The organism is Marinobacterium stanieri (assembly GCF_900155945.1).
GTDB lineage: Bacteria > Pseudomonadota > Gammaproteobacteria > Pseudomonadales > Balneatricaceae > Marinobacterium > Marinobacterium stanieri.
Genome location: NZ_FTMN01000001.1, coordinates 706279 through 731744, shown reverse-complemented (window position 1 = coordinate 731744; position 25466 = coordinate 706279). Strand labels below are relative to the sequence as shown.

Annotated in this window: 27 protein-coding genes; 13 read left to right on the top strand and 14 right to left on the bottom strand. The window is 57.0% G+C overall.

Annotated elements, in window-relative coordinates; all coding sequences use genetic code 11:
- Positions 1 to 7 precede the first annotated feature (7 nt).
- The 9 genes from BW956_RS03380 to BW956_RS03340 all read left to right on the top strand — a co-directional run bounded on the left by BW956_RS03380 (position 8) and on the right by BW956_RS03340 (position 9202).
- Complete coding sequence (locus BW956_RS03380; protein WP_076460802.1) at positions 8 to 1174, top strand: acyl-CoA dehydrogenase family protein; 1167 nt, start codon at positions 8 to 10, stop codon at positions 1172 to 1174.
- A gap of 8 nt (positions 1175 to 1182) precedes the next feature.
- A complete protein-coding gene (locus BW956_RS03375) occupies positions 1183 to 2244 on the top strand; it encodes an acyl-CoA dehydrogenase family protein (RefSeq protein ID WP_076460800.1) in 1062 nt (353 codons plus the stop codon).
- Positions 2244 to 3398 carry an acetyl-CoA C-acetyltransferase gene (locus tag BW956_RS03370; RefSeq protein ID WP_076460798.1) on the top strand — a complete coding sequence of 385 codons (1155 nt, stop codon included), beginning with the start codon at positions 2244 to 2246 and terminating at the stop codon, positions 3396 to 3398. The genes BW956_RS03375 and BW956_RS03370 overlap by 1 nt, the downstream gene beginning before the upstream one ends.
- A 64-nt stretch (positions 3399 to 3462) precedes the next feature.
- A complete protein-coding gene (locus BW956_RS03365; RefSeq protein WP_010322480.1) occupies positions 3463 to 4347 on the top strand; it encodes an SDR family oxidoreductase in 885 nt (294 codons plus the stop codon).
- Positions 4348 to 4358: 11 nt separating this feature from the next.
- Positions 4359 to 5144: an SDR family oxidoreductase gene (locus BW956_RS03360; RefSeq protein WP_076460797.1), complete on the top strand. Its 786-nt coding sequence runs from the start codon at positions 4359 to 4361 to the stop codon at positions 5142 to 5144.
- 10 nt (positions 5145 to 5154) lie between these two features.
- A complete protein-coding gene (locus BW956_RS03355; protein WP_076460795.1) occupies positions 5155 to 5625 on the top strand; it encodes a MaoC family dehydratase in 471 nt (156 codons plus the stop codon).
- 11 nt (positions 5626 to 5636) lie between these two features.
- The gene (locus tag BW956_RS03350) at positions 5637 to 6842 is read left to right on the top strand and encodes an acetyl-CoA C-acyltransferase (protein WP_076460793.1); all 1206 of its coding nucleotides are present in this window, start codon (positions 5637 to 5639) and stop codon (positions 6840 to 6842) included.
- Positions 6843 to 6899: 57 nt separating this feature from the next.
- Positions 6900 to 7553: a TetR family transcriptional regulator gene (locus BW956_RS03345; RefSeq protein ID WP_076460792.1), complete on the top strand. Its 654-nt coding sequence runs from the start codon at positions 6900 to 6902 to the stop codon at positions 7551 to 7553.
- Positions 7550 to 9202, top strand: a complete 1653-nt coding sequence (locus BW956_RS03340) for an electron transfer flavoprotein-ubiquinone oxidoreductase (protein WP_076460790.1) — start codon at positions 7550 to 7552, stop codon at positions 9200 to 9202. The genes BW956_RS03345 and BW956_RS03340 overlap by 4 nt, the downstream gene beginning before the upstream one ends.
- Before the next feature lie 486 nt (positions 9203 to 9688).
- Here BW956_RS03340 and BW956_RS03335 read toward each other — a convergent pair whose 3' ends face one another.
- Together BW956_RS03335 and BW956_RS22380 are read right to left on the bottom strand one after the other, a co-directional pair.
- Positions 9689 to 10354 carry a helix-turn-helix domain-containing protein gene (locus tag BW956_RS03335; protein ID WP_217695084.1) on the bottom strand — a complete coding sequence of 222 codons (666 nt, stop codon included), beginning with the start codon at positions 10352 to 10354 and terminating at the stop codon, positions 9689 to 9691.
- Between the two features lie 46 nt (positions 10355 to 10400).
- Positions 10401 to 10538 carry a hypothetical protein gene (locus BW956_RS22380; protein WP_175611959.1) on the bottom strand — a complete coding sequence of 46 codons (138 nt, stop codon included), beginning with the start codon at positions 10536 to 10538 and terminating at the stop codon, positions 10401 to 10403.
- Positions 10539 to 11222: 684 nt separating this feature from the next.
- Between BW956_RS22380 and BW956_RS03330 the strand changes: the two genes are divergently transcribed.
- Genes BW956_RS03330 through BW956_RS03315 form a run of 4 tightly spaced genes read left to right on the top strand, consistent with a single transcriptional unit; the run spans position 11223 to position 15721 of the window.
- A complete protein-coding gene (locus BW956_RS03330; protein ID WP_076460789.1) occupies positions 11223 to 11720 on the top strand; it encodes a (2Fe-2S)-binding protein in 498 nt (165 codons plus the stop codon).
- Positions 11717 to 14095 (top strand): xanthine dehydrogenase family protein molybdopterin-binding subunit, encoded by a 2379-nt coding sequence (locus BW956_RS03325; RefSeq protein WP_083702913.1) that lies wholly within the window; start codon positions 11717 to 11719, stop codon positions 14093 to 14095. The genes BW956_RS03330 and BW956_RS03325 overlap by 4 nt, the downstream gene beginning before the upstream one ends.
- Before the next feature lie 41 nt (positions 14096 to 14136).
- Positions 14137 to 15117 carry an XdhC family protein gene (locus BW956_RS03320; RefSeq protein ID WP_076460787.1) on the top strand — a complete coding sequence of 327 codons (981 nt, stop codon included), beginning with the start codon at positions 14137 to 14139 and terminating at the stop codon, positions 15115 to 15117.
- Positions 15104 to 15721, top strand: coding sequence for a nucleotidyltransferase family protein (locus BW956_RS03315; RefSeq protein WP_139327116.1), 618 nt, complete (start codon positions 15104 to 15106; stop codon positions 15719 to 15721). The genes BW956_RS03320 and BW956_RS03315 overlap by 14 nt, the downstream gene beginning before the upstream one ends.
- A 103-nt stretch (positions 15722 to 15824) precedes the next feature.
- Here BW956_RS03315 and BW956_RS03310 read toward each other — a convergent pair whose 3' ends face one another.
- From BW956_RS03310 to BW956_RS03255, 12 genes are all read right to left on the bottom strand, one after another.
- A complete protein-coding gene (locus BW956_RS03310; protein ID WP_076460786.1) occupies positions 15825 to 16172 on the bottom strand; it encodes a hypothetical protein in 348 nt (115 codons plus the stop codon).
- Positions 16173 to 16627: 455 nt separating this feature from the next.
- Entirely contained in the window at positions 16628 to 16975 is a 348-nt protein-coding gene (locus BW956_RS03305) for an FKBP-type peptidyl-prolyl cis-trans isomerase (protein ID WP_010322066.1), read from the bottom strand.
- 119 nt (positions 16976 to 17094) lie between these two features.
- Positions 17095 to 17376, bottom strand: coding sequence for a peptidylprolyl isomerase (locus BW956_RS03300; protein WP_010322067.1), 282 nt, complete (start codon positions 17374 to 17376; stop codon positions 17095 to 17097).
- A 78-nt stretch (positions 17377 to 17454) separates the two neighbouring features.
- Positions 17455 to 17952, bottom strand: a complete 498-nt coding sequence (locus BW956_RS03295) for an FKBP-type peptidyl-prolyl cis-trans isomerase (RefSeq protein ID WP_202798472.1) — start codon at positions 17950 to 17952, stop codon at positions 17455 to 17457.
- Between the two features lie 209 nt (positions 17953 to 18161).
- Positions 18162 to 19742, bottom strand: coding sequence for a GMC family oxidoreductase (locus BW956_RS03290; protein ID WP_076460784.1), 1581 nt, complete (start codon positions 19740 to 19742; stop codon positions 18162 to 18164).
- Positions 19743 to 19754: 12 nt separating this feature from the next.
- Positions 19755 to 20294 (bottom strand): twin-arginine translocation signal domain-containing protein, encoded by a 540-nt coding sequence (locus BW956_RS03285; RefSeq protein WP_076460782.1) that lies wholly within the window; start codon positions 20292 to 20294, stop codon positions 19755 to 19757.
- A gap of 48 nt (positions 20295 to 20342) precedes the next feature.
- Entirely contained in the window at positions 20343 to 21071 is a 729-nt protein-coding gene (locus tag BW956_RS03280) for a lipoate--protein ligase family protein (RefSeq protein WP_083702911.1), read from the bottom strand.
- 4 nt (positions 21072 to 21075) lie between these two features.
- Positions 21076 to 21771 (bottom strand): dihydrolipoamide acetyltransferase family protein, encoded by a 696-nt coding sequence (locus BW956_RS03275; protein WP_083702910.1) that lies wholly within the window; start codon positions 21769 to 21771, stop codon positions 21076 to 21078.
- A gap of 12 nt (positions 21772 to 21783) precedes the next feature.
- On the bottom strand, positions 21784 to 22017 hold the full coding sequence (locus BW956_RS03270; protein ID WP_076460780.1) for a biotin/lipoyl-containing protein: 234 nt from the start codon (positions 22015 to 22017) through the stop codon (positions 21784 to 21786).
- On the bottom strand, positions 22014 to 23042 hold the full coding sequence (locus tag BW956_RS03265; RefSeq protein WP_076460779.1) for an alpha-ketoacid dehydrogenase subunit beta: 1029 nt from the start codon (positions 23040 to 23042) through the stop codon (positions 22014 to 22016). Before BW956_RS03265 ends, BW956_RS03270 begins: the two co-directional genes overlap by 4 nt.
- A gap of 43 nt (positions 23043 to 23085) precedes the next feature.
- A complete protein-coding gene (locus BW956_RS03260; RefSeq protein ID WP_175611958.1) occupies positions 23086 to 24171 on the bottom strand; it encodes a 2,3-butanediol dehydrogenase in 1086 nt (361 codons plus the stop codon).
- A gap of 29 nt (positions 24172 to 24200) precedes the next feature.
- On the bottom strand, positions 24201 to 25187 hold the full coding sequence (locus BW956_RS03255) for a thiamine pyrophosphate-dependent dehydrogenase E1 component subunit alpha (RefSeq protein ID WP_175611957.1): 987 nt from the start codon (positions 25185 to 25187) through the stop codon (positions 24201 to 24203).
- Positions 25188 to 25466: the final 279 nt, after the last annotated feature.

Here is a 25466-nt window from a genome sequence, read left to right as displayed (position 1 = left end):
GTTCGCCATGGATCTGAATTATACCCCCCGCCAGCAGGCCTTCCGCGAGGAGGTCAGAGGCTGGCTCAAAGAGAATCTGCCAGCCGAGAAGCTGGCCAGTTATGACACCCGCGAAGGGTTCGAGCAGCACCGTGAGTGGGAGCGCAAGTTGTTCAAGGCGCGCCTGTCCATGGTGATGTGGCCGGAAGAACTGGGCGGTCGCGGCTGCGACCTGACCGAGTGGCTGATCTTCGAAGAAGAGTATTACGCTGCCGACGCGCCCATGCGTGTAAACCAGAACGGCCAGCTGTTGCTGGGTCCGACCCTGATGGAGTTCGGCACCGAAGAACAGAAAAAGCGTTTCCTGCCACGCATGGCTGCCAGTGACGACATGTGGGCCCAGGCCTGGTCCGAACCCAATGCCGGTTCCGATATGGCGGCGATCTCCTCCAAGGCGATCCGCGACGGTGATCATTACATCATTAATGGCCAGAAAACCTGGTCGACCCGCGCCATCTATGCCGACTGGGCCTTTGGCCTGTTCCGCTCCGATGCCGATTCCAAGCGTCACCACGGCCTGTCGTTCCTGATGGTGCCGCTGGATGCCGAGGGCGTGACCATTCGCCCGATCAAGGCGCTGAACGGCAAGGATGCCTTCGCTGAAATCTTCTTCGACAACGTGCGCGTGCCGGTGGAAAACCGCATCGGCGAAGAGGGCAGTGGCTGGCATGTGGCCATGGCGACCGCCGGTTTTGAACGTGGCCTGTTGCTGCGCTCTCCGGCCCGTTTCCAGCAGCCGGTGCGCAAGCTGATTGAACTGTACAAGGCCAATCAGGAAGCCGCCGACCGTGATCCGAGCATCCGTGATGCGGTGATGGATGTCTGGTCCGGTGCCGAGTCTTATGCGCTGTCGGCTTATCAGTCTGTGGGGCGTCTGGCCCGAGGCGAGAAGATCGGTGCTGAGTCCAGCATCAACAAGATCATCTGGTCCGAGCTGGATCTGAAGATCCATGAAACGGCGATGCGCATTCTGGGCGCCACGGGTGAGTTGCTGAGCAGCGCACCCCAGAGCACCGATGACCACGGCTGGCTGGAGGGCTTCCTGTTTGCCCAGGCCGGTCCGATCTACGCCGGTGCCAACGAGATTCAACGCAACATTATCGCCGAGCGTGTGCTTGGCCTGCCGAAAGCCTGAGGTGCGCCATGGACTTCACTTTTACCGATGACGAACGCGCCTTCCAGGATGCAATCAGCCGCTTCCTGATGACTGAAGCGGCTCCGGAAGCCCTGCGCGAAATCTGGGAAACCGATGCAGGCCGCTCGCCGGACCTGCGAAACAAAATGGCGGAGCAGGGCCTGACCGCGCTGTCCATTCCTGAAGAGGCCGGTGGCCTGGGCATGGGCGATCTGGTTTGGTCGCTGATGACGCAGGAGTTGGGTTACTACGGTATCCCGGACTCTCTGGCCGATACCGCCTATGTCAGTGCCGGCTTGATTTCAGTGCTGCCGGACTCGGTCAGCGACCGCAAGGGCTGGCTGGAGCAGATCGCTGAAGGCGGCGTACGTGTGGCCATTGGTCACCCGGTCAACCCGCTGGTGGCGGATGCCCATCTGGCCGATTTCACCCTGCTGAATCACGAAGGCGAGATCCACGCGGTGCCGCGCTCGCTGATCGATGTGGAGCAGAACCCGAGTATCGACTCTTCTCGTCGCCTGTGCCGCGTGATGTGGGAGCCAAGCAGTGCCACCCGTATCGCCGATGCCGAAACCGGCGCGCCGATCTGGGACGAAGCCCTGAACCGCGGCGCCCTGTCGGTTGCCGGTCAGTTGCTGGGTCTGGCCCAGCGCATGCTGGATCTGTCGGTGGACTATGTGGCCCAGCGCAAGCAGTTCGGCAAGCCGATCGGCAGCTTCCAGGCGGTGAAACACCATCTGGCGGATGTGGCGAGCAAGATCGAGTTCGCCAAGCCGGTGCTCTACCGCGCGGCCTATTCACTGCAGCACGGCAATGCCGATGCCTCTCTGCATATCTCTCAGGCCCATGTGGCTTGTGGCGAAGCAGCACATCTGGCGGCCCGTCACGGCATTCAGGTACACGGTGCCATGGGGTACACCTGGGAAGTAGACCTGCAGATGTTCATGAAACGCACCTGGGCACTGGAATCCTCCTGGGGTGACCGTGCCTTCCACAAGGCGCGTATCAGCGCCGCCATCTTTGCTGACGACGCGCCGCTGGGTCCGGGTCAGACATTCGGGAGGTCATGATGGCTGAAGCCTATATTGTTGATGCTCTGCGCACGCCCACCGGGCGTCGCAAGGGCGGTCTGTCTCATGTGCACGCCATTGATCTGGGCGCACATGTACTCAAGGCGCTGGTTGAGCGTAACGCCATTCCGGCCCATGAATATGACGATGTGATCTTCGGTTGTGTCGATACCATCGGCTCTCAGGCCGGTGACATCGCTCGTACCAGCTGGCTGGCGGCGGGCCTGCCGCTGAACGTGGCGGGTACCACTGTTGACCGCCAGTGCGGCTCTTCCCAGCAGGCGCTGCACTTTGCGGCTCAGGCGGTGATGAGTGGCACTCAGGATGTGATCGCCGTAGGCGGTGTGCAGACCATGACCCAGATCCCGATCTCGGCGGCCATGCTGGCCGGTCAGCCCTACGGTTTCACCACGCCCTTTGCCGAGAGCAAGGGCTGGCAGGCACGCTTCGGCGATGCACCGGTGAACCAGTTCTATGCGGCTCAGCGCATCGCGGATCACTGGGGCATCAGCCGTGCCGACATGGAGGCCTTCGCGCTGGAAAGTCACCGTCGTGCTATAGCGGCGACTGAGGCCGGTTACTTTGATCGCGAGATCGTGCCGCTGGAAGGTGTAGAGCGTGACGAAACCCCGCGCCAGACCACGCTGGAAAAGATGGCTGAACTGGAGCCGGTTGATCCCGAATTTCCGTCCATCACGGCGGCGGTGTCCAGCCAGACCTGTGATGCTTCGGCAGCGATGCTGGTGGTCTCCGAAGCGGCGCTCAAACGCTACAACCTGACGCCCCGTGCCCGCATCCACCACCTGAGTGTGTGTGGTGATGATCCCATCTGGCACTTGAGAGCCCCGATCCCGGCTACCGAAGCGGCGCTGAAGAAGGCGGGTATGACCATGGATCAGATCGATCTGGTCGAGATCAACGAAGCCTTCGCGTCTGTGGTCATGTCCTGGCTGCAGGAAACCGGCTACAGCCATGACAAGACCAACGTCAACGGCGGCGCCATCGCACTAGGCCATCCGCTGGGTGCTACCGGTGTGCGTCTGATGACCGGCTTGCTGCACGAGTTGGAGCGCCGGGGCGGCCGCTTCGGTTTGCAGACCATGTGCGAAGGCGGCGGTCAGGCGAATGTGACGATCATTGAGCGTCTCGGCTAAGCCCAGTCGAAAGCTATAAACCGAATTGAATACTGACCCGCTGTGGCGGGTCCATGGGGGAGTTATGTCTATTCTTCAGGGCCGAGTGGCCATCATTACCGGTGCAGGCGGTGGTTTGGGCGCCGCTCACGCCAAAGTATTTGCCGCTGAAGGCTGCGCCGTTGTTGTGAACGACATTAACGAAGCGGCAGCGCAGGCCGTGGTGGACGATATCACCGCAGCCGGTGGCAAGGCGATTGTGAACACCTCCGATATCACCAACTACGAAGACAGCGCCAATGCCGTGAAGCAGGCGGTTGAGGCCTTTGGTGATCTGCACATCGTGCTGAACAACGCCGGTGTTAACCGCGACCGCATGTTCGCGTCCATGACCGAGCAGGAGTGGGACACCATCATGGCGGTGCACCTGAAAGGACATTTCTGCATCTCCTCCCACGCGGTTCATTACTGGCGTGATCAGGTTAAAGCGGGCAAGCAGATTGCTGCACGCATCATCAACACAACCTCTGGCGCTGGCCTGCAGGGTTCCATCGGTCAGTCCAACTACGCCGCTGCCAAGGGCGGTATCGCCGCACTGACGCTGAACCAGGCGGCTGAACTGGGTCGTTACGGCATCACCGCCAACGCGGTGGCTCCTGCGGCACGTACCGGTATGACCACCGCCGTTGAAGCCATGGCCACCCGTATGGCCAAGCCGGAAGACGGCAGCTTCGACTACTGGGCACCGGAAAACGTGTCTTCGCTGCTGGCCTGGCTGGCATCTGAAGAAGCGGGTGATGTCACCGGCAAGGTATTCGAGTCCGAAGGTGGCCGCATCTGTATCTGTGATGGCTGGCGCACCACCGAAGGCGTGGACAAGGGCGACCGTTGGGAGCCGTCAGAGCTGGGTGAAGTTGTTCACCAAATGATCAGGGACGCCGTTCCTGCACAGAAAGTCTGGGGCAGCTGAGGAGCAAGGGCATGAGCACTATTCCAAAATACGTTGAAGGTCACTGTCTGCTCAAGGGCAAGTCCGTGCTGATTACCGCCGCGGCTGGTGCCGGTATCGGTTTCTCCGCAGCGAAACGCGCCGCGGAAGAGGGTTGCCGCGCGCTGATGATCTCCGATATTCATCCACGTCGTCTGGAAGAGGCGGTTGCTGCGCTGAAGCAGGAGACCGGTCTGGACGCCGTCTATGGTCAGCTGTGCAACGTCACTACCGAAGAAGATGTGCAGGCGCTGATCGTGTCCGCCGAGGATAAGCTGGGTGGCGTCGATGTACTGATCAATAACGCCGGTCTTGGCGGTCAGAAAACCGTGGTCGAGATGAGCGATGAAGAGTGGCATCGCGTGCTGGATATCACCCTGACCGGCACCTTCCGTATGACCCGCGCCATGCTGCCGCACATGCAGAAACGTGGTGCCGGCGTCATCGTCAACAACGCCTCGGTGCTGGGCTGGCGCGCGCAAAAAGAGCAGGCACATTACGCCGCGGCCAAGGCTGGTGTGATGGCGCTGACCCGCTGCAGTGCACTGGAAGCGGCCGAACATGGCGTGCGCATCAATGCGGTATCACCGTCGATTGCGCTGCATGACTTCCTGAAAAAGGCTTCCAGCGAAGAACTGCTGGCTCAGCTGTCCAGCCGCGAGGCGTTCGGCCGTGCCGCCGAGGTATGGGAAGTGGCCAACGTGATGATGTTCCTGGCCAGCGATTACTCCTCCTACATGACCGGTGAAGTGCTGTCGGTCAGCTCTCAGCATGCCTAAGGAGTCGAAGATGGCGAACCAAGTTTTCGGAAGTGCCGAAAGTCTGCTGGCCGCCGAAGGCCAGGACCTTGGCTGCAGCGAGTGGATCGAAATTACTCAGGAGCGCATCAACCTGTTTGCCGAGGCCACCGGGGATCACCAGTGGATTCATGTGGACCCGGTGAAAGCCGCTGAAGGTCCCTTCGGCAAGTGCATTGCCCACGGCTACCTGACCCTGTCGCTGGTGAACCTCTTCCTGCCTCAGTTGATGGAAGTGGAAAACCTGCAGATGGGCGTCAACTACGGCTGCGACAAGGTGCGTTTCCCGGCGGCAGTGCCAGTGGGCAGTCGCATTCGTGGCCGCGGTGAAGTGATCGCCGTGGAACCGATCAAGCAGGCCGTGCAGGCCACCGTACGCGTGACCGTCGAGATCGAAGGCAGCGATCGTCCCGGTTGCGTCATCGACACTATCAGCCGTTACACCTTTAATCCGGCTCAGTAAGGAGAATCGAGATGAGCGAAGCAGTCATTGTATCCACGGCGCGTACCGCGCTGACCAAGTCGTTCCGCGGCTCCTTCAACGATACCGAAGCCCCGGTGCTGGGCGGCCATGTGGTCCGTGCGGTGGTCGAGCGCGCCGGTATCGAGCCGGAAGCGGTGGAAGACGTGATCATGGGCGCGGCGGTACAGCAGGGCACCCAGGCCTACAACATCGGCCGTCTGTGCGCATATACCGGTGGTTTGCCGGACACGGTGCCGGGCATGGCGCTGGATCGCATGTGTGCTTCTGGCTTGATGACCATTGGCGTGGCCGCCAAGAGCATCATCGCGGGCGAGATGAAAGTGGCCATCGCCGGTGGCGTCGAGTCTCTGTCACTGACTCAGACCAAACACAAGAACACCTACCGCGCCCAGTCCGAAGCGGTGAAGGAAGTGGTGCCCAGCGCCTACATTCCGATGATCGAAACCGCTGAACTGGTGGCTGAGCGTTATGGTGTGAGTCGCGAAGAGCAGGACCGCTTCGCTCTGCAGAGCCAGCAGCGCACAGCGGCGGCTCAGGAAGCGGGTCTGTTTGATGACGAGATCGTGCCGCTGACCGCCCAGAAGTTGACGTTCGATGAAAACCGCAAACCGGCCGGTCACAAGGAAGTTGTGGCAGACCGTGACGAGTGCAACCGTCCGCAGACAACCTACGAGAGCCTGGCCGGTTTGGCACCGGTATGGAAAGACGGCCAGTGGGTCGCCGAAGGTCAGCACGTCACCGCCGGTAACGCTTCCCAGTTCTCCGACGGTGCCGCCGCTACGCTGCTGATGAGCCGTGAAGAAGCGGACCGTCGTGGCATCGCGCCGCTGGGCGTTTATAAAGGCATCGCCGTGGCTGGTTGCAAGCCGGAAGAGATGGGTATCGGCCCTGTCTATGCCATTCCGAAGTTGCTGGAGCGCTTTAACCTGTCAGTAGATGACATCGGCCTTTGGGAGATCAACGAAGCCTTTGCCAGCCAGGTGCTCTACTGCCGCGACACCCTGGGCATCCCCAATGACCGCCTCAACGTGAACGGCGGTGCCATCTCCATCGGCCACCCGTTCGGCATGTCCGGCGCGCGCATGGTGGGCCATGCGCTACTGGAAGGCCGTCGCCGTGGCGTGAAGTACGTGGTGATCGCCATGTGTATCGGTGGTGGCATGGGCGCAGCAGGCCTGTTTGAGGTCTGCGCCTGATTCCTGGGCTGAAAGTGCTGTCGAGTCTGGCGCCTGCGGGCGCCAATGAGGTGAGTTATGCGTCGTACTCGTGAAGAAGCTGCCGCAACACGCCTGGCGATCATGGAAAAGGGGCTGGAACTCTTCTCCGAGCAGGGTGTGGCCGCCACCCGGCTCAGTGATATTGCCAAGTCAGCCGGTTTCACACGGGGGGCGATCTACTGGCACTTCAGGAACAAGTGGGATCTATTCGATGCCATTTGCGAGCATTATTCCCAGCCCTTCAAGCAGCTCAGTGATGCCAGTCTGTCTGATCAGGAGCAGGACCCGTTGGGGAAGCTGCGTGAGTTGCTGGTCAGCATTTTGCAGAAAATTGAGGTGGACCTGAGCTTCAGGCGCATGATGCTGATGTTTATCCGCGAGAGCTCGGGTATCGGTGAGCGCGAGGTGTCTGACCCCGTAGCCCGCTTCATGAACTACCAGCACCAGCGTCGACTCAGTGTTATCCGAAATGGCATACGCCGTGGGCAGTTGCCGGTGAATGTCGATCCTGAAGCGGCCTCCTGGCTGATTAAGGCGATGGTTGACGGCTTCGTTTCCAGCTGGCTGCAGCGGGCCAGCTATTTTTCGATTTCAAGTAATGCAGACGTGTTTGTGGATACGGTGATCGCCAGCCTGAGTGCGTTACAGCCTGTTCCGGACTCTGTCGATGATGAGGTATGTGTTTTATGAGTCGTGAATCGATGGAATTTGATGTGGTGATCGTCGGTGCCGGCCCCGCCGGGCTGTCGGCTGCCTGCCGGTTGATGCAGCAGGCACAGGCGGCCGAGCAGGAACTGACGGTCTGTGTGGTCGAAAAAGGCTCCGAAGTGGGTGCCCACATCCTCTCCGGTGCGGTGATGGAAACGCGCGCGCTGGACGAACTCTTTCCTGACTGGAAGGAGCAGGGCGCACCGCTGAATACGGCGGTGACCGAAGACCGCGTGGTGATGCTGAAAGACGCCGAGCGCGTAACGGTATTGCCCAACGCTGTCGTGCCCAAACCGATGCACAACGACGGCAACTATATCGTCAGTCTGGGCAATGTCTGCCGCTGGCTGGCTGAGCAGGCCGAAGCTTTGGGCGTGGAAGTCTTCCCGGGGTTTGCCGCAGCCGAGGTGCTGTTCAACGATGATGGTAGTGTCAAAGGTATCGCCACCGGCGATATGGGCGTGACCGCTGACGGCGAGCAGGGCCCCAACTACATGCCGGGCATGGAACTGCACGCCAAATACACCCTGTTTACCGAAGGCTGCCGAGGCCATCTGGGAAAGCAGCTGATCAGCCGCTTCAAGCTGGATCAGGATGCCGACCCCCAGCATTACGGTATCGGCATCAAGGAACTCTGGGATATCGACCCCGCCAAGCATAAGCCCGGTCTGGTAGTGCACGGCTCAGGCTGGCCTTTGAGCGAAGCTGGTGCCAGCGGTGGTTTCTTCCTTTATCACACTGATAATAGCCAGGTAGTCGTTGGTTTGATCACTGACCTGAACTACTCAAACCCCTGGCTGAGCCCCTTTGATGAGTTTCAGCGCATGAAGCATCACCCGGAGATCAGTGCGGTGCTGGAAGGCGGCAAACGTGTGTCTTATGGTGCACGCGCCATCGCCAAGGGCGGCTTTAATGCGCTGCCGAAAATGACCATGCCCGGCGCGCTGCTGGTCGGCTGTGATGCCGGCACGCTGAACTTTGCCAAGATCAAGGGCACTCATACGGCAATGAAGTCCGGCATGCTGGCGGCAGAAGCCATTAGCACAGCCCTGCTGGCCGGTGATGAAGGCGGTCGTGATCTGTCCGGCTATACCGATGCGTTCAAAAACTCCTGGCTGTATGACGAGCTTTACCGCTCTCGCAACTTCGGCCCGGCGATGCACAAGCTGGGCACCTGGCTGGGTGGCGCGTTCAACTATGTCGACCAGAACTGGTTCGGTGGCAAAATCCCGGTCACCCTGCATGACCGTCACGAGGACCACGCCCAGCTCAAGCCAGTGGATCAGGTCTCGAAAATCGACTACCCCAAGCCGGATGGCGTGCTGTCGTTCGACAAACCCTCGTCGGTATTCCTGTCCAATACCAACCATGAAGAAGATCAGCCCTGTCATCTTCAGTTGAAGGATGCAGCTATCCCCATCGCGCACAACCTGCCGTTGTTCGCCGAACCGGCGCAGCGCTTCTGCCCGGCGGGCGTGTATGAAGTGGTTGAAGGTGATGATGGGCCTCAGTTCCAGATCAACGGCCAGAACTGTGTGCATTGCAAGACCTGCGACATCAAGGACCCGGCGCAGAACATTACCTGGGTTGTACCCGAGGGGATGGGCGGGCCCAACTATCCAAATATGTAGGTGCGCGTTAGTTGCCCTTGAGTTGCAGTCAACTCAGTCGGCAGTTGATATTTCAGCCGGGCCATCACCTGAAAATGAGAGGTATTAATGCAGAAAACTTGAAGATGTTGTCCGTGGGAAGATGGATGCGACTTTTAATATTAGGTTTCCTGGTAAGTATTGAAAGCTATTCGGAGAGATGTTCGTATGGCAAAAGATAAACTTAATCACGGGTAGAGAAAAAAGGTTGCGCCCAAGCGGCCAGAGGCTGACGGCTTGGGCGCGGTCCCACCCCATACCCATTTAACATGGCGACGTTTCGAATAATCAGTTTCCCTTTCTTCTATCCCTGTTGCAGGGCAGCGGCCATGTATTCCGATGTATCTGCGTTGCATCGTGTGTGCAAAGGGCAGTACACGAGGCTAACCCAATAGAGTGTGCAGACAGTGAGTTCGTCGACTCATTAGAGCGTCAAGGTGCTCATGTCCTATAGGGGGTTAGAGTACGCTACCAAACAGCTGGGTACTCCTCAACATCTTCAACGAGGAAGCCGTGATACAGCAGCGCTTGGCGGATAATGAAAGGGAGAGTACAAGCATCGCTTGGAAGCCCAGGTAGTCCCTTGTTCGCGAATTGGTCTACAAAATTGATAAGTACAGCAGAAGTCATGGGCTTGTAGATCGTAGAGGACCAGAAAGCATCTTCTATGCTGCATTCAATCTCTTCGTTGGTATTGCTTAACGTTATCCTTTTCTGGATAACGGCTCTGAACTGATCATCTCCTTGGTGATGGACGACAAGCTTTAGTGTCGGAATTTTCTTTACCAGCTTTCCGTGCTTGTCTCGTCGGGGGTCATAAAACGCATGGGAAAGGATGACTCTTCCTTCGACTTTAAAGAAGCGTTTGGCCAGCGTTTCAGAGTCTAGGTTCCAATAGACTCTAAAACTACTTCGCCTAAGTTTGTGGCCGTAGATCTTGAGTAGTTCTATTAGCTGTGCTTCGGAAGCTTTCTTCGTGCCTTTTTTCCAAGCGCTGACGATGGATTGTTGTGTACGGCATTTTTGTGCAATGTCCTGCTGGGTCCATCCATCATTCAGGGCGAGACGAACCAGCTCTTTCGTCCATTTGAATGGTTTCTTACGAGCGTTTTTCCCTTTTTCCATCGTATCCATCTTATGACCTTGAGGAGGGGGGGGCGAGTGCCCCTGCTGCTTGCAATTACTTCTTACGACCGCCTTGCTTGGGGTTCTTCTGCCACCCTCGATGTCCTTGTGCCTTGTCATAAGTGATGTTGGTACCATCAGTTCCAAGGTTGCGGTTCTTGATGTCGGCGTCGTGGTTTTTACGCTTAGTCATGTTTTTTCTCCGTGTGTTGATGACGTTGCGTATGTTAGCGCTGCCAGAAAATCTCTCTATTGATCGTTTTTTGATAAACAGTGATATCTCGTGATATTTGCAGATAAGTGCGGTCGTCTCAACGGTCAGAAGGTTTTTTGACCTGAGTAGACAGGGTTCAAATCATCAAGTGAATGCAGGGACGCGTGTGGCTATGGTGAATCTGTTGGGACACTTTTTGGGACGCGGAGGGGGGGAAGCGGGGTGGGAATGATGCGACAACGTGTTTACTGGGCCGCAGGCTGCTTGGATACCTCGAAAACCCTAAGCAACAGGTGATACATGAAAGACTTACAGGGCAGTCCGATTTTTGCAATAGAGCGGTCAGCAGCTACTGGGTAACGCGCCAGATAAAGATTAATAGGCAAGAATTAGCGAGTAATAGACGTTTAAGTTATTCCCTCCCTGATCTATTTTTTCAGATGATCAAAATTTTGCTACTGAGCTATATCCTTGCGAGCAGGCCGGCAGCATGCTCCGGACTTCTCCTGCTTTGGTTTTCAAGATAAGGCTGGCGCTGGATAGCGCTTGGCCATTGTTGAGGCCTGCAAAGCCTGTGTCTTCAGTAGCAAGTAATAAAAAAGCTAACCAACAGCCTGTCAGCCGACTCCTTGGTAAGGGGGCGGGAAGTGGAGGAAAGAACCGATGATAGAAGTGACCGTGAACGGTAAACGCCAATCGTTGGATGTTCCAGCGGATACCCCAATTCTCTGGGTTCTGCGCGATACCTTGAAACTGACCGGCACCCGCTTCGGTTGTGGGCTGGCGATGTGTGGCGCCTGCACCGTACATCTGAACGGCAGCCCGATCCGCTCCTGTATGACACCGATCTCCCAGGCTGAAGGCAAACAGATTACTACCATTGAAGCGATGGAAAATGACCCGGTCGGACAGGCTGTACAGGAGGCCTGGATGGATGAAGCTGTGGCCCAGTGCGGTTATTGCCAGGGTGGCCAGGTGATGAGCGCCGTGTCTCTGCTGAAGAACAACCCCAGCCCGTCAGATGAACAGATCGACAACGGCATGAGCGGTAATATCTGCCGTTGCGGCACCTATCCTCGTATCCGCAAAGCGATCAAGCGCGCGTCTCGGAAGGGTAGCGCCGCTATTGATGAGTCATTGTTCACGGAGGTGAAGGCATGAGCACGTCCATTTTTCCACGCAAGTTCGGTCGTGCTGAGCAATCGGATGAAAAAGATGCCGATGTAAAACTGGCTAATGTCAGCCGCCGCGGATTTCTCAAGGGGATGACCGCCGTTGGTGCTCTGGTGATTGCTGCACGCTGGACGCCCGTCCTGGCCGAAGAAGAACAGAAGTACGGCGGCGATGCCATGCCCCATGGTGTGGTGGATAACCCGGACGTATTTATCAGTATCGAACCCGATGGCACCGTGACCCTGATTAACCATCGTGGCGAAATGGGCCAGGGGATTCGCACCAGCGTTGCGCTGGTGGTGGCGGATGAGCTGGGCGCCGACTGGGATCAGGTCGTGGTCAAGCAGGCGATCGCCCACGAAGAGGTGTATGGAAACCAGAATACCGACGGCTCGCGTTCCATGCGCCACTGGTTTTATTCCCTGCGCCGTGCCGGTGCCGCTGCACGTACCATGCTTGAGCAGGCGGCGGCCAAACACTGGGGCGTGCCGATCAGCGAATGTACTGCCGGTGTGCATTTGGTCATACATACCCCGACCCAGCGGACACTGAGCTTTGGCGAGCTGGCCACCGCTGCCGCAGACCTGCCGGTGCCTGATCGTGACACCGTGACGCTGAAATCTCCGGATCAGTGGCGCTACATCATGCGCGAGCCGGAAGCCTACCCCCGGGGTGAAAACAAGCAGCCGCTGGCGGCAGATGGCATGGATATTCTCACCGGCCGGGCGCAGTACGCGGCGGATGTCAGCTGGGACGGTATGCTTTACGCGGTGATTGCGCGCCCGCCATCCTACGGCGCCGCCGTTAAATCCTATGATGACAGTGCAGCTCTGGCCGTACCCGGTGTGGTCAAGGTGATCGAGATGCCGACCGCGACCCAGCCTTCCGGCTTTGAGCCCATGGGGGGCGTGGCGGTGCTGGCGGAAAACACCTGGGCGGCGATCAAGGGCCGTCAGGCGCTTCGCATCGAATGGGATAACGAGCCTGCCGGCGCCAACGGCCGCTACGATTCCAAGGCGTTCCGCGAACTGCTGGAAAAACGCTCTCAGGAGCCAGGCAAGGTGGCACGTTCCAGCGGAAATATCGCTGCAGCCAAAGCGGGGGCGTCCGATACGCTCAGCGTGAACTATTATGCGCCGCATATGGCGCAGGCGCCGATGGAACCCATGGCGGCTATCGTGCGTATCAACGATGACAGCGCCGATGTCTGGACTTCGGTGCAGAATCCGCAGGCGGCTCGTGATGGTGTTGCCAAGCGCTTGGGGCTGGAGCCAGAAAAGGTAATCGTGCAGTGCGGCTTGATGGGCGGAGGCTTCGGCCGTAAAGCCAAGCCGGACTATGTGTTCGAAGCGGCGGACCTGTCCAGGGCGATGGGCGGCCGTCCGGTGCGCGTACAGTGGACCCGTGAGGATGACCTGCATAACGGTTTTTTCCACACCGTGGCGCTGGAGCATCTGGAAGCCTACTTCGACGATCAGGGCAAGGTCAGCGGTTGGCTGCATCGCTCCCTGTCGCCAAGTATCAGTTCGCTGTTTGCACCGGGTGCGGAGCACAAGTCTGACTTTGAGCTGGGGATGGGAATTCGTAACATGCCGTTCGATATCCCGGCGATCCAGCAGGAGAACGGTGAGGCGGAAGGGCATATTCGTATCGGCTGGTTCCGCTCCGTTTACAACCTCCCCCATGCCTTTGCCATCCAGAGCTTTGTGGCTGAACTGGCGCATCAGGCAGGTCGAGATCACAAGGATTTCCTGCTGGAGCTGCTTGGCCCGGATCGAAAAATCGATCCGCGCAGTCAAGGTGATGTGTTCAACTATGGTGAAGATCCGGACAAGTATCCGATCAACATTGCCCGTTACCGTGCCGTGATTGAGCGTGCTACCAGGGAAGCGGGGTGGGGCAAAGAGATGCCCGCCAATCGTGGTCTTGGACTGGCGGTGCACCAGAGCTTCGCCTCCTACTGTGCCGTGGTGATGGATGTGGAGGTGACAGACGCCGGTGAGGTGATTATCCACCGTGCCGATATCGCCTTTGACTGTGGCCCTCAGGTCAACCCGGACCGTGTGGCTTCCCAGCTGGAGGGCGCCTGCGTTATGGGCGTCGGCATTGCCATGATGACCGAGATTACTGCGCAGGATGGTGTGATCCAGCAGAACAACTTCGATACCTATCTGGTGCCACGTATTAACCAGATCCCGAAGCAGATCAATACCTATGCCGTGAATAACAGCGTGGAGCATCCGATGGGCGGTGTAGGTGAGCCAGGTCTGCCGCCGGTGGCGCCGGCACTGTGTAACGCCATTTTTGCCGCATCGGGCAAGCGTATCCGCAGCCTGCCTGTCGCCGATCAGCTCAAAGGTTGACCCGCCGTGCAGTTTAAGAAAGAGGTTAATCGAAGCATTTAATGCAGCATCTTGATCTACAGGTGGTGGAGCAGGCGCGGGAATGGCTTAACGCCAGTGAAACCGTCTGGCTCTGTACTGTGCTCTCCACCTTTGGCTCATCCCCACGGGAACCGGGGTCGATCATGGTGGCGAAAGCTGATGGTCGGCATCTGGGCTCTCTGTCCGGCGGCTGTGTCGAGGAGGACTTCCTTGAGCGGCTGCAGGCGGGCGAGTTCAGTCAGCGGGTATGCACCGAAAGGTATGGACTGCGCTCTGAGGATAACCGGCCGCATATTCAACTGCCTTGCGGCGGTATCCTTGATGTACTGATCGAGCGGCTGGAGCCGGATGAGGGCAACGGTCATCATCTGGCCGATTTGGCAGCGGTGATGCGTGGTCGTGAACAGAAGCTGCGCTGCATTTCTCTGGTTGATGGCTCCTGTTCCCTGGTTGCGGTGGATAGCTCAGGTGGTGCCCGGGTGGAGGTTGGTACAGACCGTGTCAGCGTGCGTATGGGACCCTCTCTGCGCTTGATTATCGCGGGCCTCTCCAGTGTCGCTATTCCCTGTGCGGAGTTTGCGGTGAGTCTCGGCTATGAGGTGATCGTTTGCGAGCCTCGTGAAGAGGAGTATCGGGACTTTAGCCTGGCGGGTGTCCGACTGGAGAAAATCCTGCCATCCATGTTTATCGCCAAGCCCGGCAATTGCCACCAGCAAACTGCGGTAGTGGCGGTGACGCATGACCCGCGTATAGATGATCTTGCCATGATTGAGGCGGTGCGCACCGATGCCTTCTACATCGGTGTGATGGGATCGCGCCTGACCTCGGATAAGCGTGCGGCGCGGTTACTCTCTACCGGGGGACTGAATCCGGATCAGCTGGCGCGTATCCAGATGCCGATCGGCCTGTCACTGGGCAGTAAAACCCCCGCGGAGATTGCGCTGGCGGTAATGGCTGACGTGCTTCGGGTTCAGCGCGGTATCAAACGTGATCAGCTCTGAACAAGCCGCCAGGGTTCTGGTACTGGTGATGGCAGCGGGGTTTTCCCGCCGTTTTGGCACCGCTGACAAGCGTCATGCGATTATGGCTGATGGGCGCACTTTGCTGGCAACCACATTGGCACAGTTACGCTCCACGGTTAGTACGGCTAGCTATCAGGTAGCTGTCGTCATTCGTCCAGAGGACGATGCTACAGTTTTGGGGATTCCCGCTGACCTTCCCGTATTGCATGCGCCGTCTGCAGCGCAGGGGCTTGGTGCCAGTATTGCTGATGCGGTGCGAGCTGTACAGGCGGACCCCAAGCTCAGTGATGTGGACAGCCTCGCCATTATGTTGGGTGATATGCCCGGTATACAGACAGACACATTCTCGAATCTGATAAGCGCCGGATGCCGCAGCCAAATTGTCCGCCCCCGCTATCAGGGGATGCCTGGGCACCCGGTATTATTTGGACGTGATTTTTGGCCGTCTCTCATTCACCTGAATGGGGATGAGGGGGCTCGGACCGTTATCCGGGAAAATTCTGATAGTCTGCTTTATATCGATCTGGAGGATAGCGGCGTGATAGCCGACATCGATACGCCTGAGCAACTCGTTCAGCAGTGAGGTGATGGCAAGAGTAGCCGTTTTCTAAAGCGGATTTAAAAGGGTTTCTCGGCCTTTTAGCCCACCTTTCGGTGGGCTATAGACTTGGCTTTAATCGGTACGATTAACCCTCGTACCAGTTAATCGGAAAATTGCCAAATTCAGGACTCACTTCACGGAAGCTCTCATTGCTGCCCAGTGTGGCATCCTTATCGTTGGAAGTGCTCCAGCTGTTAAAAGGCACGTGACCGAATTCGGATGAACGTGTTTCAGGATGAGCAATGTAATCAGTATTGACCTGGGTTGATGCAGCTTCAATCTGGCTGCTGCCGTTTTTCCACCAGTCCCATGCAGTATTGCCATATTCAGCTGACTCCAGTGTAGATGCAAAAGCACCAGAGGTTGAAAAAGCCAGAGCAGAAAAAGCGACAGCAGCGATAGTGTTTTTAACGGAAGAAGTTTTAGTAGACATTTTTAACCTCGGTATAAATTCAATATCAAAATTTTTAAAGTGGTTAAGTCGTTAACCATTGATGTGAATTCTATCAGTGAGATTATCAATGCCTGTAGTAGGTAAATGATTGAAAGTGTTTTAACTTTTATTCATAAGGGGGCATATTATTTCAATGGAAAATAACAGTGCAAAAAATTGAATGCTTTATACAGGATTTTAGATGATCAAAATTCTTATTAATAATGATCAGTAAATCTTATTGAAAACATAATAGCAATATTGATTTTATCGTTCTGTATAATTTTCACCTTGGCGGGCAGGGGAGACGCGCCTGCCTCTGGAACCTGGGAGGTGGAAGCCAGGTGCAGCACCAGGGGAATCTGTTATCGGCTGTGCGTGTTCGTTAGTCAGAGCGGGCGAGGAGGTTACCAGCTTTCGCTGCCCGCTCCCTGGTATAAATACCTGGAGTGTGTTCACTCCCGGTTCAAGGCTTCCAGCAGCTCAATCTCGAAAACAAGATTTGCATTCGGTGGGATCTTGTCGCCGAAACCACGTTCGCCGTAACCCATTTCAGCGGGTACCAGCAGCTTGCGCTTGCCGCCAACTTTCATCCCTTTTAAGCCTTCAACCCAGGCGGCAATGACTTTCTTGCGGCTGAGTACGACCTGGAACGGCTGACCCTTGTCGTAAGAGGAGTCGAACTCGGTGCCGTCTTCCAGAAATCCGCGATAATGGGCGGTGACCAGGGCGCCACCTTTTTTCACTTCGGTCCCTGTTCCTTCGATGAGGTCTTCAATCACGAGTTGCTCAAATTCAGCCATGGTTGTTCCTGTGAACTCTGTCGTTTCTGTTTGAGGCCTTTAGTCGGGCACAAAGAATACGGCCCCGGTTCAGATAAAACTGAACCGGGGCCGTTTGGCAGGCAATATGCCTCAGGCGATCAGTCGTCGCGGCTGGTCACTTCCAGCAGGTGGTAACCAAACTGGGTCTGGACCGGGCCCTGTACTTCGTTGACCGGGGCGCTGAATACGACCTTGTCGAATGCCGGTACCATCTGGCCGGGGCCGAAGCTGCCCAGCTCGCCGCCCTGCTGGCCTGACGGGCACTGTGAGTGTGCCTTGGCCAGTGCGGCAAAGTCGGCGCCTTCGGCGATTTGATCTTTCAGGGACTGACATTCAGCTTCAGTCGCGACCAGGATGTGACGTGCGCTTGCGCGTGCCATAGGTTTTCTCCGTAACAGTTGGGATATCAGTTTAAGCATAGGTGTAAGACGCTGTTTTCGGTTGAGATCGGCTCAGCATCAGTGCTGATGGCCACCAACGCCATGGGCGTGGCCGTGGGCGATCTCTTCATCGGTTGCCTCACGTACATCGGCAACTTCGATATCGTAGGTCAGCGTTTTGCCGGCCAGCGGGTGGTTGGTATCCACCAGCACCATTTTCAGACCGGGCTTGATGACAGTGACCTGACGCATGCCCTGATCCGTCTGCACTACGGCTACCATGCCGGGCTGCCATTTGCGCACACCTTTGGGCAGGCCTTGCAGGTGTTTGATCGGCACGCGCTGTTCCTGACCTTCCTGACGCTCGCCATATGCCTGTTCAGGCGTGAGGGTGAGGTGCAGGGTATCGCCGGCTGTTTTGCCTTCCAGCGCTTCAGCGATGGCCGGGATCATGCCGTCGTGGCCGTGAAGATAAGCGATAGGATCGGCACCGTGGTTGGTTTCGACCTGGGTATCGTCTGCATCGGTCAGCGTGTAGAAGAACTGCACTACTGTGTTATCGGTAATCTGTGTCAACGCCAATTCCTCGTGCGCCAATTTACAAAACCTGAAGTATCCGGTTCTGTGGATGGGTTGGCAAGAAAGTGGCTTCTTCTCGGCGCTGGTTTACATTCGGCTGGCGAGTCGGCGTGTGAGCATGGTGCAGACAAAACAAAAAAGGCGTCCAGTTATTGGACGCCAAAGGGCTCAGGCCCAGGAAGAGAGGGGCTGGATTTGCTTGGCCATCAGATGGCGTTTTGCTGCATTTGCTGCTCGATGTATTCGGCCTGGCGAATGGCCAGGGCGACAATCGTCAGAGTCGGGTTTTCGGTTGAGCTGGTTGTGAACTGACTACCATCGGACACAAACAGGTTGGGAATTTCATGTGATTGTCCCCAGCGGTTTACCACGCCATCCTTTGCTTTGGCGCTCATGCGATTGGTGCCCATGTTGTGGCTGGCCGGGTAGGGCGGGAGCACATTGACCTTGTTTGCGCCGACCGCTTCAAGCAGCTCTGTTGCCTTGGCGATGGCATGGTTACGCATTCGCGTGTCGTTGATGTGGTCAGCCTTGTACACCACAGGGACAGGAAGGCCATATTGGTCTTTTTCCGTTGGATGCAGGGTGATGTTGTTGGATTCGACAGGCATGTCCTCACCGCACACCCAGAAACCTGCCATCTTGTCGTAGTTGGACAAAGAGTCGGCGACTTCGCGCCCCCATCCCGATACTCCCGGGTTTAAAAATGCCGACATGAACGGCAGTCCCAGGTGCAGAATCTCCAACTCATAGCCTGCGTAATGCCCGCGCGAGGGATCGTTATCTTTCCATTCATGCACAATACCGGGGACTACCGTGCTCTTGTACATGTGAACAGGCTTTTCGAACTCCCCATAGACACCTGCAGTCGTGTGGGTCATGTAGTTCTGGCCCACCTGGCCGGAACCGTTTGCCAGTCCGTCCGGGAACATGGCTGAAGCAGAATTCAGCAAGAGCCGCGGCGACTCGATGGAGTTGGCGGCCACGGCTACTGCGCGTGCCTTTTGAAACTGCTGATTGCCCTGTGCATCCGCATACAGCACGCCGGTTACCTTACCGTGTTTATCATGCTCAATACGAAGTGCCATGGATTGCGGTCTGACTTCCACCAGGCCGGTGGATTCCGCCTTGGGAATCTCCGTATACATGGTTGACCACTTGGCGCCGATGCGACAGCCCTGCATACAGAAACCATTCACCTGGCACGAAGGGCGTCCATCGCGTGTTTCCGTGTTGATGGCTAATGTGGCCTGTTCACACTTGGCATTGATTCGGCGTGCGCCTTCAGCGATAACCTTGTAGTGGCTACTCTGGCCGTGAAAAGGCATACCGGTTGCCTTGGTGCCGCATACCCCCATCTTCTTTTCGGCGCGTTCGTAATAGGGTTCCATCTCCTGCAGTGTGACCGGCCAGTCGAGGACATTGGCGCCCGCCAGCGTGCCGTTTTCAGACTGCATACGGAATTCGTGCTCCTGCAAGCGCATGGCAACGCCGGCCCAGTGCATGGTGGCACCGCCGACACCTTTAACAATCCATGCGGGCAGATTGGGGAAGTCCCGCGCCAGTCGTGATGGGCCTTCCACATGCCGCTTGTCCAGCCAGGAGATCTTGTGGAACATGTTCCACTCGTCGTTTTCAATATCTTCCATCTTGAAGCGTTTTCCCGCTTCCAGCACGACGCTGCGAATGCCTTTCTGGGCCAGTTCATTTGCAAGGGTGCCACCACCGGCGCCAGAACCTACGATGACCACCAGGCTGTCATCATTCAGATCAAATTGAGTGCTCATTGTCATCTCCCCTTACAGCCAATCGATTTGGTTGTAGCCACGGTACAAGTAGCCGCCTTTTTCCCAGGCTGAGCCGCCGTAGCCAAATGTCGGCCAGAGCTCGGGGTTGTTATACAGGCCCATCATCAGATCACCCTTCAGGCGTTGAAAGAACGGGCGATCTTCAATCGCACGCAGAATTTCGACCCGATCAGCTTCTTCTGTTAGCTCTATATAAGGTCTTGATTTCATTGCCCGCGCACGGCGGTCAAGTTCATCAACACCTTCGGTGAGCATGGCTTTTAACTGTTCATCGTTTCGGGCAGACCGAGCCAAAGGCTGAAGGACCTGTGCGTAGTATTTGTCATCCAGACTGTCATGGGGATAAATGTCACGGGCCATCCGCAGCAGGGTTTGGCTTGCATGCTCACCAACCAGTGAAGCTGCCCAGCTTGCGGCGGGGAGCAGGCCGGCGCTGATGGCACCCAGTCCCACCATGGCGGTACCGGAAAATGAGAGAAAGCGGCGCCGACTCAGGCTCGGCTGCGCAAGCGCGGGTTCTTTTTTGAACATATACACTCCGTTTTCTTATTTTTGTTTAACAGGATATGGGCTAGGGAGTCAGTCAAAACGGGAGAAGCAGGTTGAGTAGGCGTTTTCGATCTCCGTAAAACGTCGTTCAGCTGCGTGTTCCCCGGGCAGTAACTCGGCCATTGAAATGTGGCATTCGGGGCGGATGTAGGGCTCCATGCCACAATATTGATAAAAGCGGTTGCCGGCGTTCCATAAGCGCTGCATGGGTTCATCGCATAGCACCACGGCATGTGCCAGAACCGCGAAGTCGCCCTTTTGCACCCCTGCGATACGCCGCCAGCGCTGTGCGGTTCCAGCAAGTTTTTTGCCTGCGACGGTGATGTTGTAGTCACCATCGCAGAAGGCGCCGGCGACGGCTCCACAGCTTGCCTGGATACCCTGCTGTTTCAGGTACTCGATCAGAGGGTCGCACAGAGCACGGTAGCTGGCTTCGATGGCACCGGGTTCACGTTTACAGCGGTAGGCAATGGCGATGTTAATCAGACCGGGTGCCTGAGGGGTGAGGTCCCCCCCGGTACTGCGAATGTGAACAGGCCAGCCTTCAACTTGCATACGGTTTGCGGCCAGGTGGAATTCCGCCTTGTGCGCCAGGCGTCGAGGTACGATCAGTGCCTGCTGGCAGCGCCAGGCCAGAAAGCCTTCCTGGCGCTCCCCGCTGGCCACTGCTGACAGTAATGACATCTCCTGTGCCAGGCCTTGTGCCGGTGTCAGAACGTTCGATTGTCCACTGTCCAGGGCCAAAGAGGTGGTGTTCATGTTGTCACCCCTGTTCGATCAAGGTGCACAGGGCACTGAGAAAGTTTGCTGCCGGAGCACCATCAACGGCTCGGTGGTCGAAGGTCAGTGACAGGCCCATAATCTTACGTGCCTGGATACTGCCATCAGGCATCACCCAGGGGCGCAACCCTGTTTCGCCAATCCCCAGAATGGCAATCTGTGGACGGTTGATAATGGGGGTAAAGTGCCTGACCCGTGACAGTCCCAGGTTACTGAGCGTGAAGGTTCCACCTGTCATTTCATTCACGCTCAGCTTGCCGCTGCGAGCCCTCTGCGCAAGCTCCTTGCGTGCGGTGCTGCGTTCCAGCAAGCTCATTTCGCCTGCATTGAAAATGGCTGGCGCGACCAGCAGATTGTCGGGGAGGGCCATTGCCAGGCTCAGGTGAGCCTGGTCGTACAAGTGGATTTCCTTGTCTTCAACCCGGCCATTAAGGGCCGGGTGGGATTCCAGGGTTGTGATAACGGCCTGCGCGATCAGGTCTTCCACAGAAACCTTGATGTCCTGACTGGCCAGCCTTGCTTTGGTGGCCAGCAGTTCGGTGACATCGCAGTCAGCGTGATGTGTCAGCTGTGCTGCTTCATCAAGGCTGCGGCGCATATTGTCGGCAATCATGCCGCGCATGCCCCGCATGGGGAGAGTTGTGACCCCGGTGTGCTTGTCTTCGGTCATCATATTCATGGTGTTGCTCTCCTACCCGATGGTCGCAACCAGGTCCCCTTTGCTGACGACATCATCCACATCCTTGAGGATGGTCAGCACACCTGAAGCGGGGGCGTGGAGTTCATGCTGGATTTTTTGCACCATCAGTTCGGCAATCATTTCACCGTCTTCCACATTCGCGCCTTCGCTGACCAGCCAGCTGGTGATGACGGCTTCACTGTCTTCTTCCCAAAGATCCTCGGGTACACGTACTTCTGTGCTCATGACGGGTTCTCCATTTGATTGAATGCGGCAATGATCTTGTCGGCGTTGGGCAGCGCCCATTGCTCCATTGGCGGGGTAAAGGGGATGGGAATATCGGGAAACGCAACGCGCTGCGGGGCTGCCTTGAGCGGGATATTGCGCTCGACTACCGAGCAGATGATCTCACCGGTGACACCGTAGCTTTGGTAGTCCTCGTCGACGACGATCAAGCGACCGGTTTTTCGCACCGACTCAATGACGGTTTCGCGATCCAGTGGAACCAGTGATCGCAGATCAATGACTTCAGCACTGACGCCCTGTTTCTCCAGTTCACGCGCAGCTTTGAGACCGTGGTGGACGCCCGAGGTCAGTCCCACAATGGTCAGGTCGCTGCCTTCTCTCACCACAGCTGCTTTGCCGATGGGGACTTCGTAGCTTTCTTCAGGAACATGCACGATGGCGTCTTTTTCCGTTCCCAGCCAACCCATGCCCTGCAGGGCCTTGTGGAACATGAAAATAACCGGGTTGTTGTCCCGAATGGCAGCCGTCATCAATCCCTTGGCGTCATAGGCATTGGAAGGGGCTACAACCTTCATCCCCGGCAGATGAGCAAAGGTGCCGTGCAAGCACTGTGAGTGTTGGCCTGCGTCAGAGTAGCCGCCACCGGTTGAGGTCATTAACACCACGGGGACCTGTACTTCTCCGCCTGCGAAATAGGTGTTTTTTGCCATCAGGTTATAAATGGCATCAAAGCAGACGCCGAAAAAGTCGACGAACATCAGCTCGACGACCGGGCGCATACCGTCAGATGCAGCGCCGACGGCAGCGCCCATAAAGGCGGTTTCAGATATCGGGGTATCGCGGACGCGCTCGGCGCCAAACTCGTCAAACAGGCCGCGTGTATTGCCGAATACCCCTCCGAGAGGGCCAACATCCTCACCCATAACAAAAACACGTTCATCGGTACGCATTTCCTGGGCTATGGCTTCAGCCATGGCGCGAGCGATTGTCAGCTTTCGCTCTTTTTTTATAGTGGCAACGGTCATGGGGTTGCTCCCTGAAAAATGAATGTCTGAGTAGGTGGATGAATCAGTGAGGTGCACCGGGCGTGACAATGATCTTCACGTTCTGGTCCTTGTTGTTGACCAGTTCGTCAAACCCCTGCGCAAGGATGTCGTTGATATGGATACGCCCGCTGATAAGTGGCTCCACATTCAGACGTCCATCACTGATCATGGCGATTACGTCGGCAAACTCTCCGTTGTAGGCCAGAGAGCCGACGACCTGTTTTTCCGTCGCCACCAGGTCAAAGAAATTGAACGAGCTGGGCTCTTCGAAGACACCAACAAGCACCGCTTTTCCGCCTTTGCGAAGCAGGTCGATGGATTGCTGTACGGTGTCTTTGTGACCAATGCATTCGAAGACGATGTCGGCCCCCAACTGCCCGGTGTATGCCTGTAGTTCTTGCAATGCATCGGAGGCGCGAGGGTCGATTACCTTGCTGGCGCCCACCTCAAGTGCCTTGGCTTTGCGTGCGCTGGACACTTCCAGTGCTATGACATCCGCCGCGCCTGCTGCCTTGGCACACATGATGGTGCACAGGCCGATTGTGCCCGCGCCGACCACCACAACCGTTTGTCCCAGCAGAGATCCTGCCTGCTTCACGGCATGCATGCCGACCGCCAGAGGTTCGATCAAGGCACCGGCCTCAGTGGGGAAGTCGGAAGGCAGGCGATAGAGCAGGTTGGCAGGCACGTTGACGAACTCGGCGAAGGCGCCGTTGTTCATCAGCCCTGTAAATGCCAGCTGCTCACACAGGTTGTATTGGCCGCGCTTGCAGGAGGGACATTTGCCACAATGCTGGCAGGCATCGGCTGCGACGCTGTCTCCAACGGAAAAGCCTTCGACCCCTTCGCCCAGAGCAACGATTTCGCCGCTGAACTCGTGTCCCAGAATGCATTGGCCCTGAATACCGGTTAACGGGTGAGGTTGATCAACGGGAATGAATACAGGGCCTGCCAGATATTCGTGCAAATCCGATCCACAGATACCGCACCAGTGAACCTTGATTTGCACCCAGTCAGGTGCCGGGGCATCCGGGCGGGGAACCTGTTCCAGACGGATGTCACGGCGACCATGCCAGACGGCGGCTTGCATACTTTCTGATTGGCTCATTATTGTTATCCTCTTGCCGGTCTTAACAGTCAGACGAATACTTTTTCCATCGCCTCTTCCGGTGCCGGGTAGGCACTTTCTCGGGCGAAGCGAATGGCTGCATCGACTCTTGCTTGAGTGCTGGATTGCAGGGCTGCTTCTTCGGCATCAGACCAGCTCTCGGCTTCTTCAAGGTGTTGCTTCATGGCTGGAATCGGGTCGCGCTGAAACAGGGCTTCCTTCTCGCCTTCTGGTCGGTAGCCTTCGGCATCGCCCATGAAATGACCGGCAAGACGTGCGGTTTCAATCTCAATCAGGGAGGGGCCTTCGCCAAGGCGGGCACGGTTGATGGCTTCGCCAGCGACCTCGAAGATGCTCAGCGGGTTATTACCGGGAATGTAGTGACCGGGCATGTTGTAGGCGGCGGCGCGGCGGTCATTACGCTCGATGGCCGTTGAGGTTTGCTTGGAGACTGAAATCCCCCAGGCGTTGTCTTCAATGACAAAAATAACCGGAAGCTTCCACACCGCTGCCAGGTTCAGGGTTTCATGAAACGCGCCCTGGTTGGCTGCCCCCTCACCGATATACGCGACGGCAACGCCTTCAAGCCCCTGCAGTTTTCGTGACAAGGCAGCCCCTACGGCTGGCCCCATACCCTGAGCAATAATGCCGGAACAGGAAAAGTTCACGGCAGGGTCGAAGATGTGCATGTGCCCGCCACGGCCACCACTGAGCCCGCTTTTTTTGCCGAAGATTTCAGCGGTCATTCGATCAAGATCCACCCCTTTGGCGATTGCCACGTGATGTGGGCGGTGGGTGGATGTAACGATGTCCTCAGGCTTCAGGTGGGCACAGACGCCTACAGCGCAGGGCTCCTGGCCGTTGGACAGGTGCATTTCGCCCGGAATGGGGCCTTTGGCCATATTGAAGGCGGGTGATTTGCCCTCCATGTATATTTTCTCGATGCACTCTTCAAAGTAGCGACTGGTGAGCATGTGCTCATACATCCAGACTTTCTGCTCTCGGCTCGGCTTCATCGAAACCTCTCCTTATTCTTCTGTTGTTTCGGCCTGATACTGACAGGGGCTGCCCTCTGTCTTTTCTGCCTTCAGGTAATACAAGTCACGTGCCAGTTTTCAAGGCGCTGAAAAATAAGGATTTTTTTGCTCGAAGTGCATTCTTTGCTACAGAGTGTCGCAGGTGCCTGCGACAGGTTGAGCGAAAGTGTCGTGCTTGATGACACAGATATGACGGCGGGTAGACACTCGCTGAAATAGCACTCTATGATGGAGGGAAATAACAAGATCAGGGGCAAG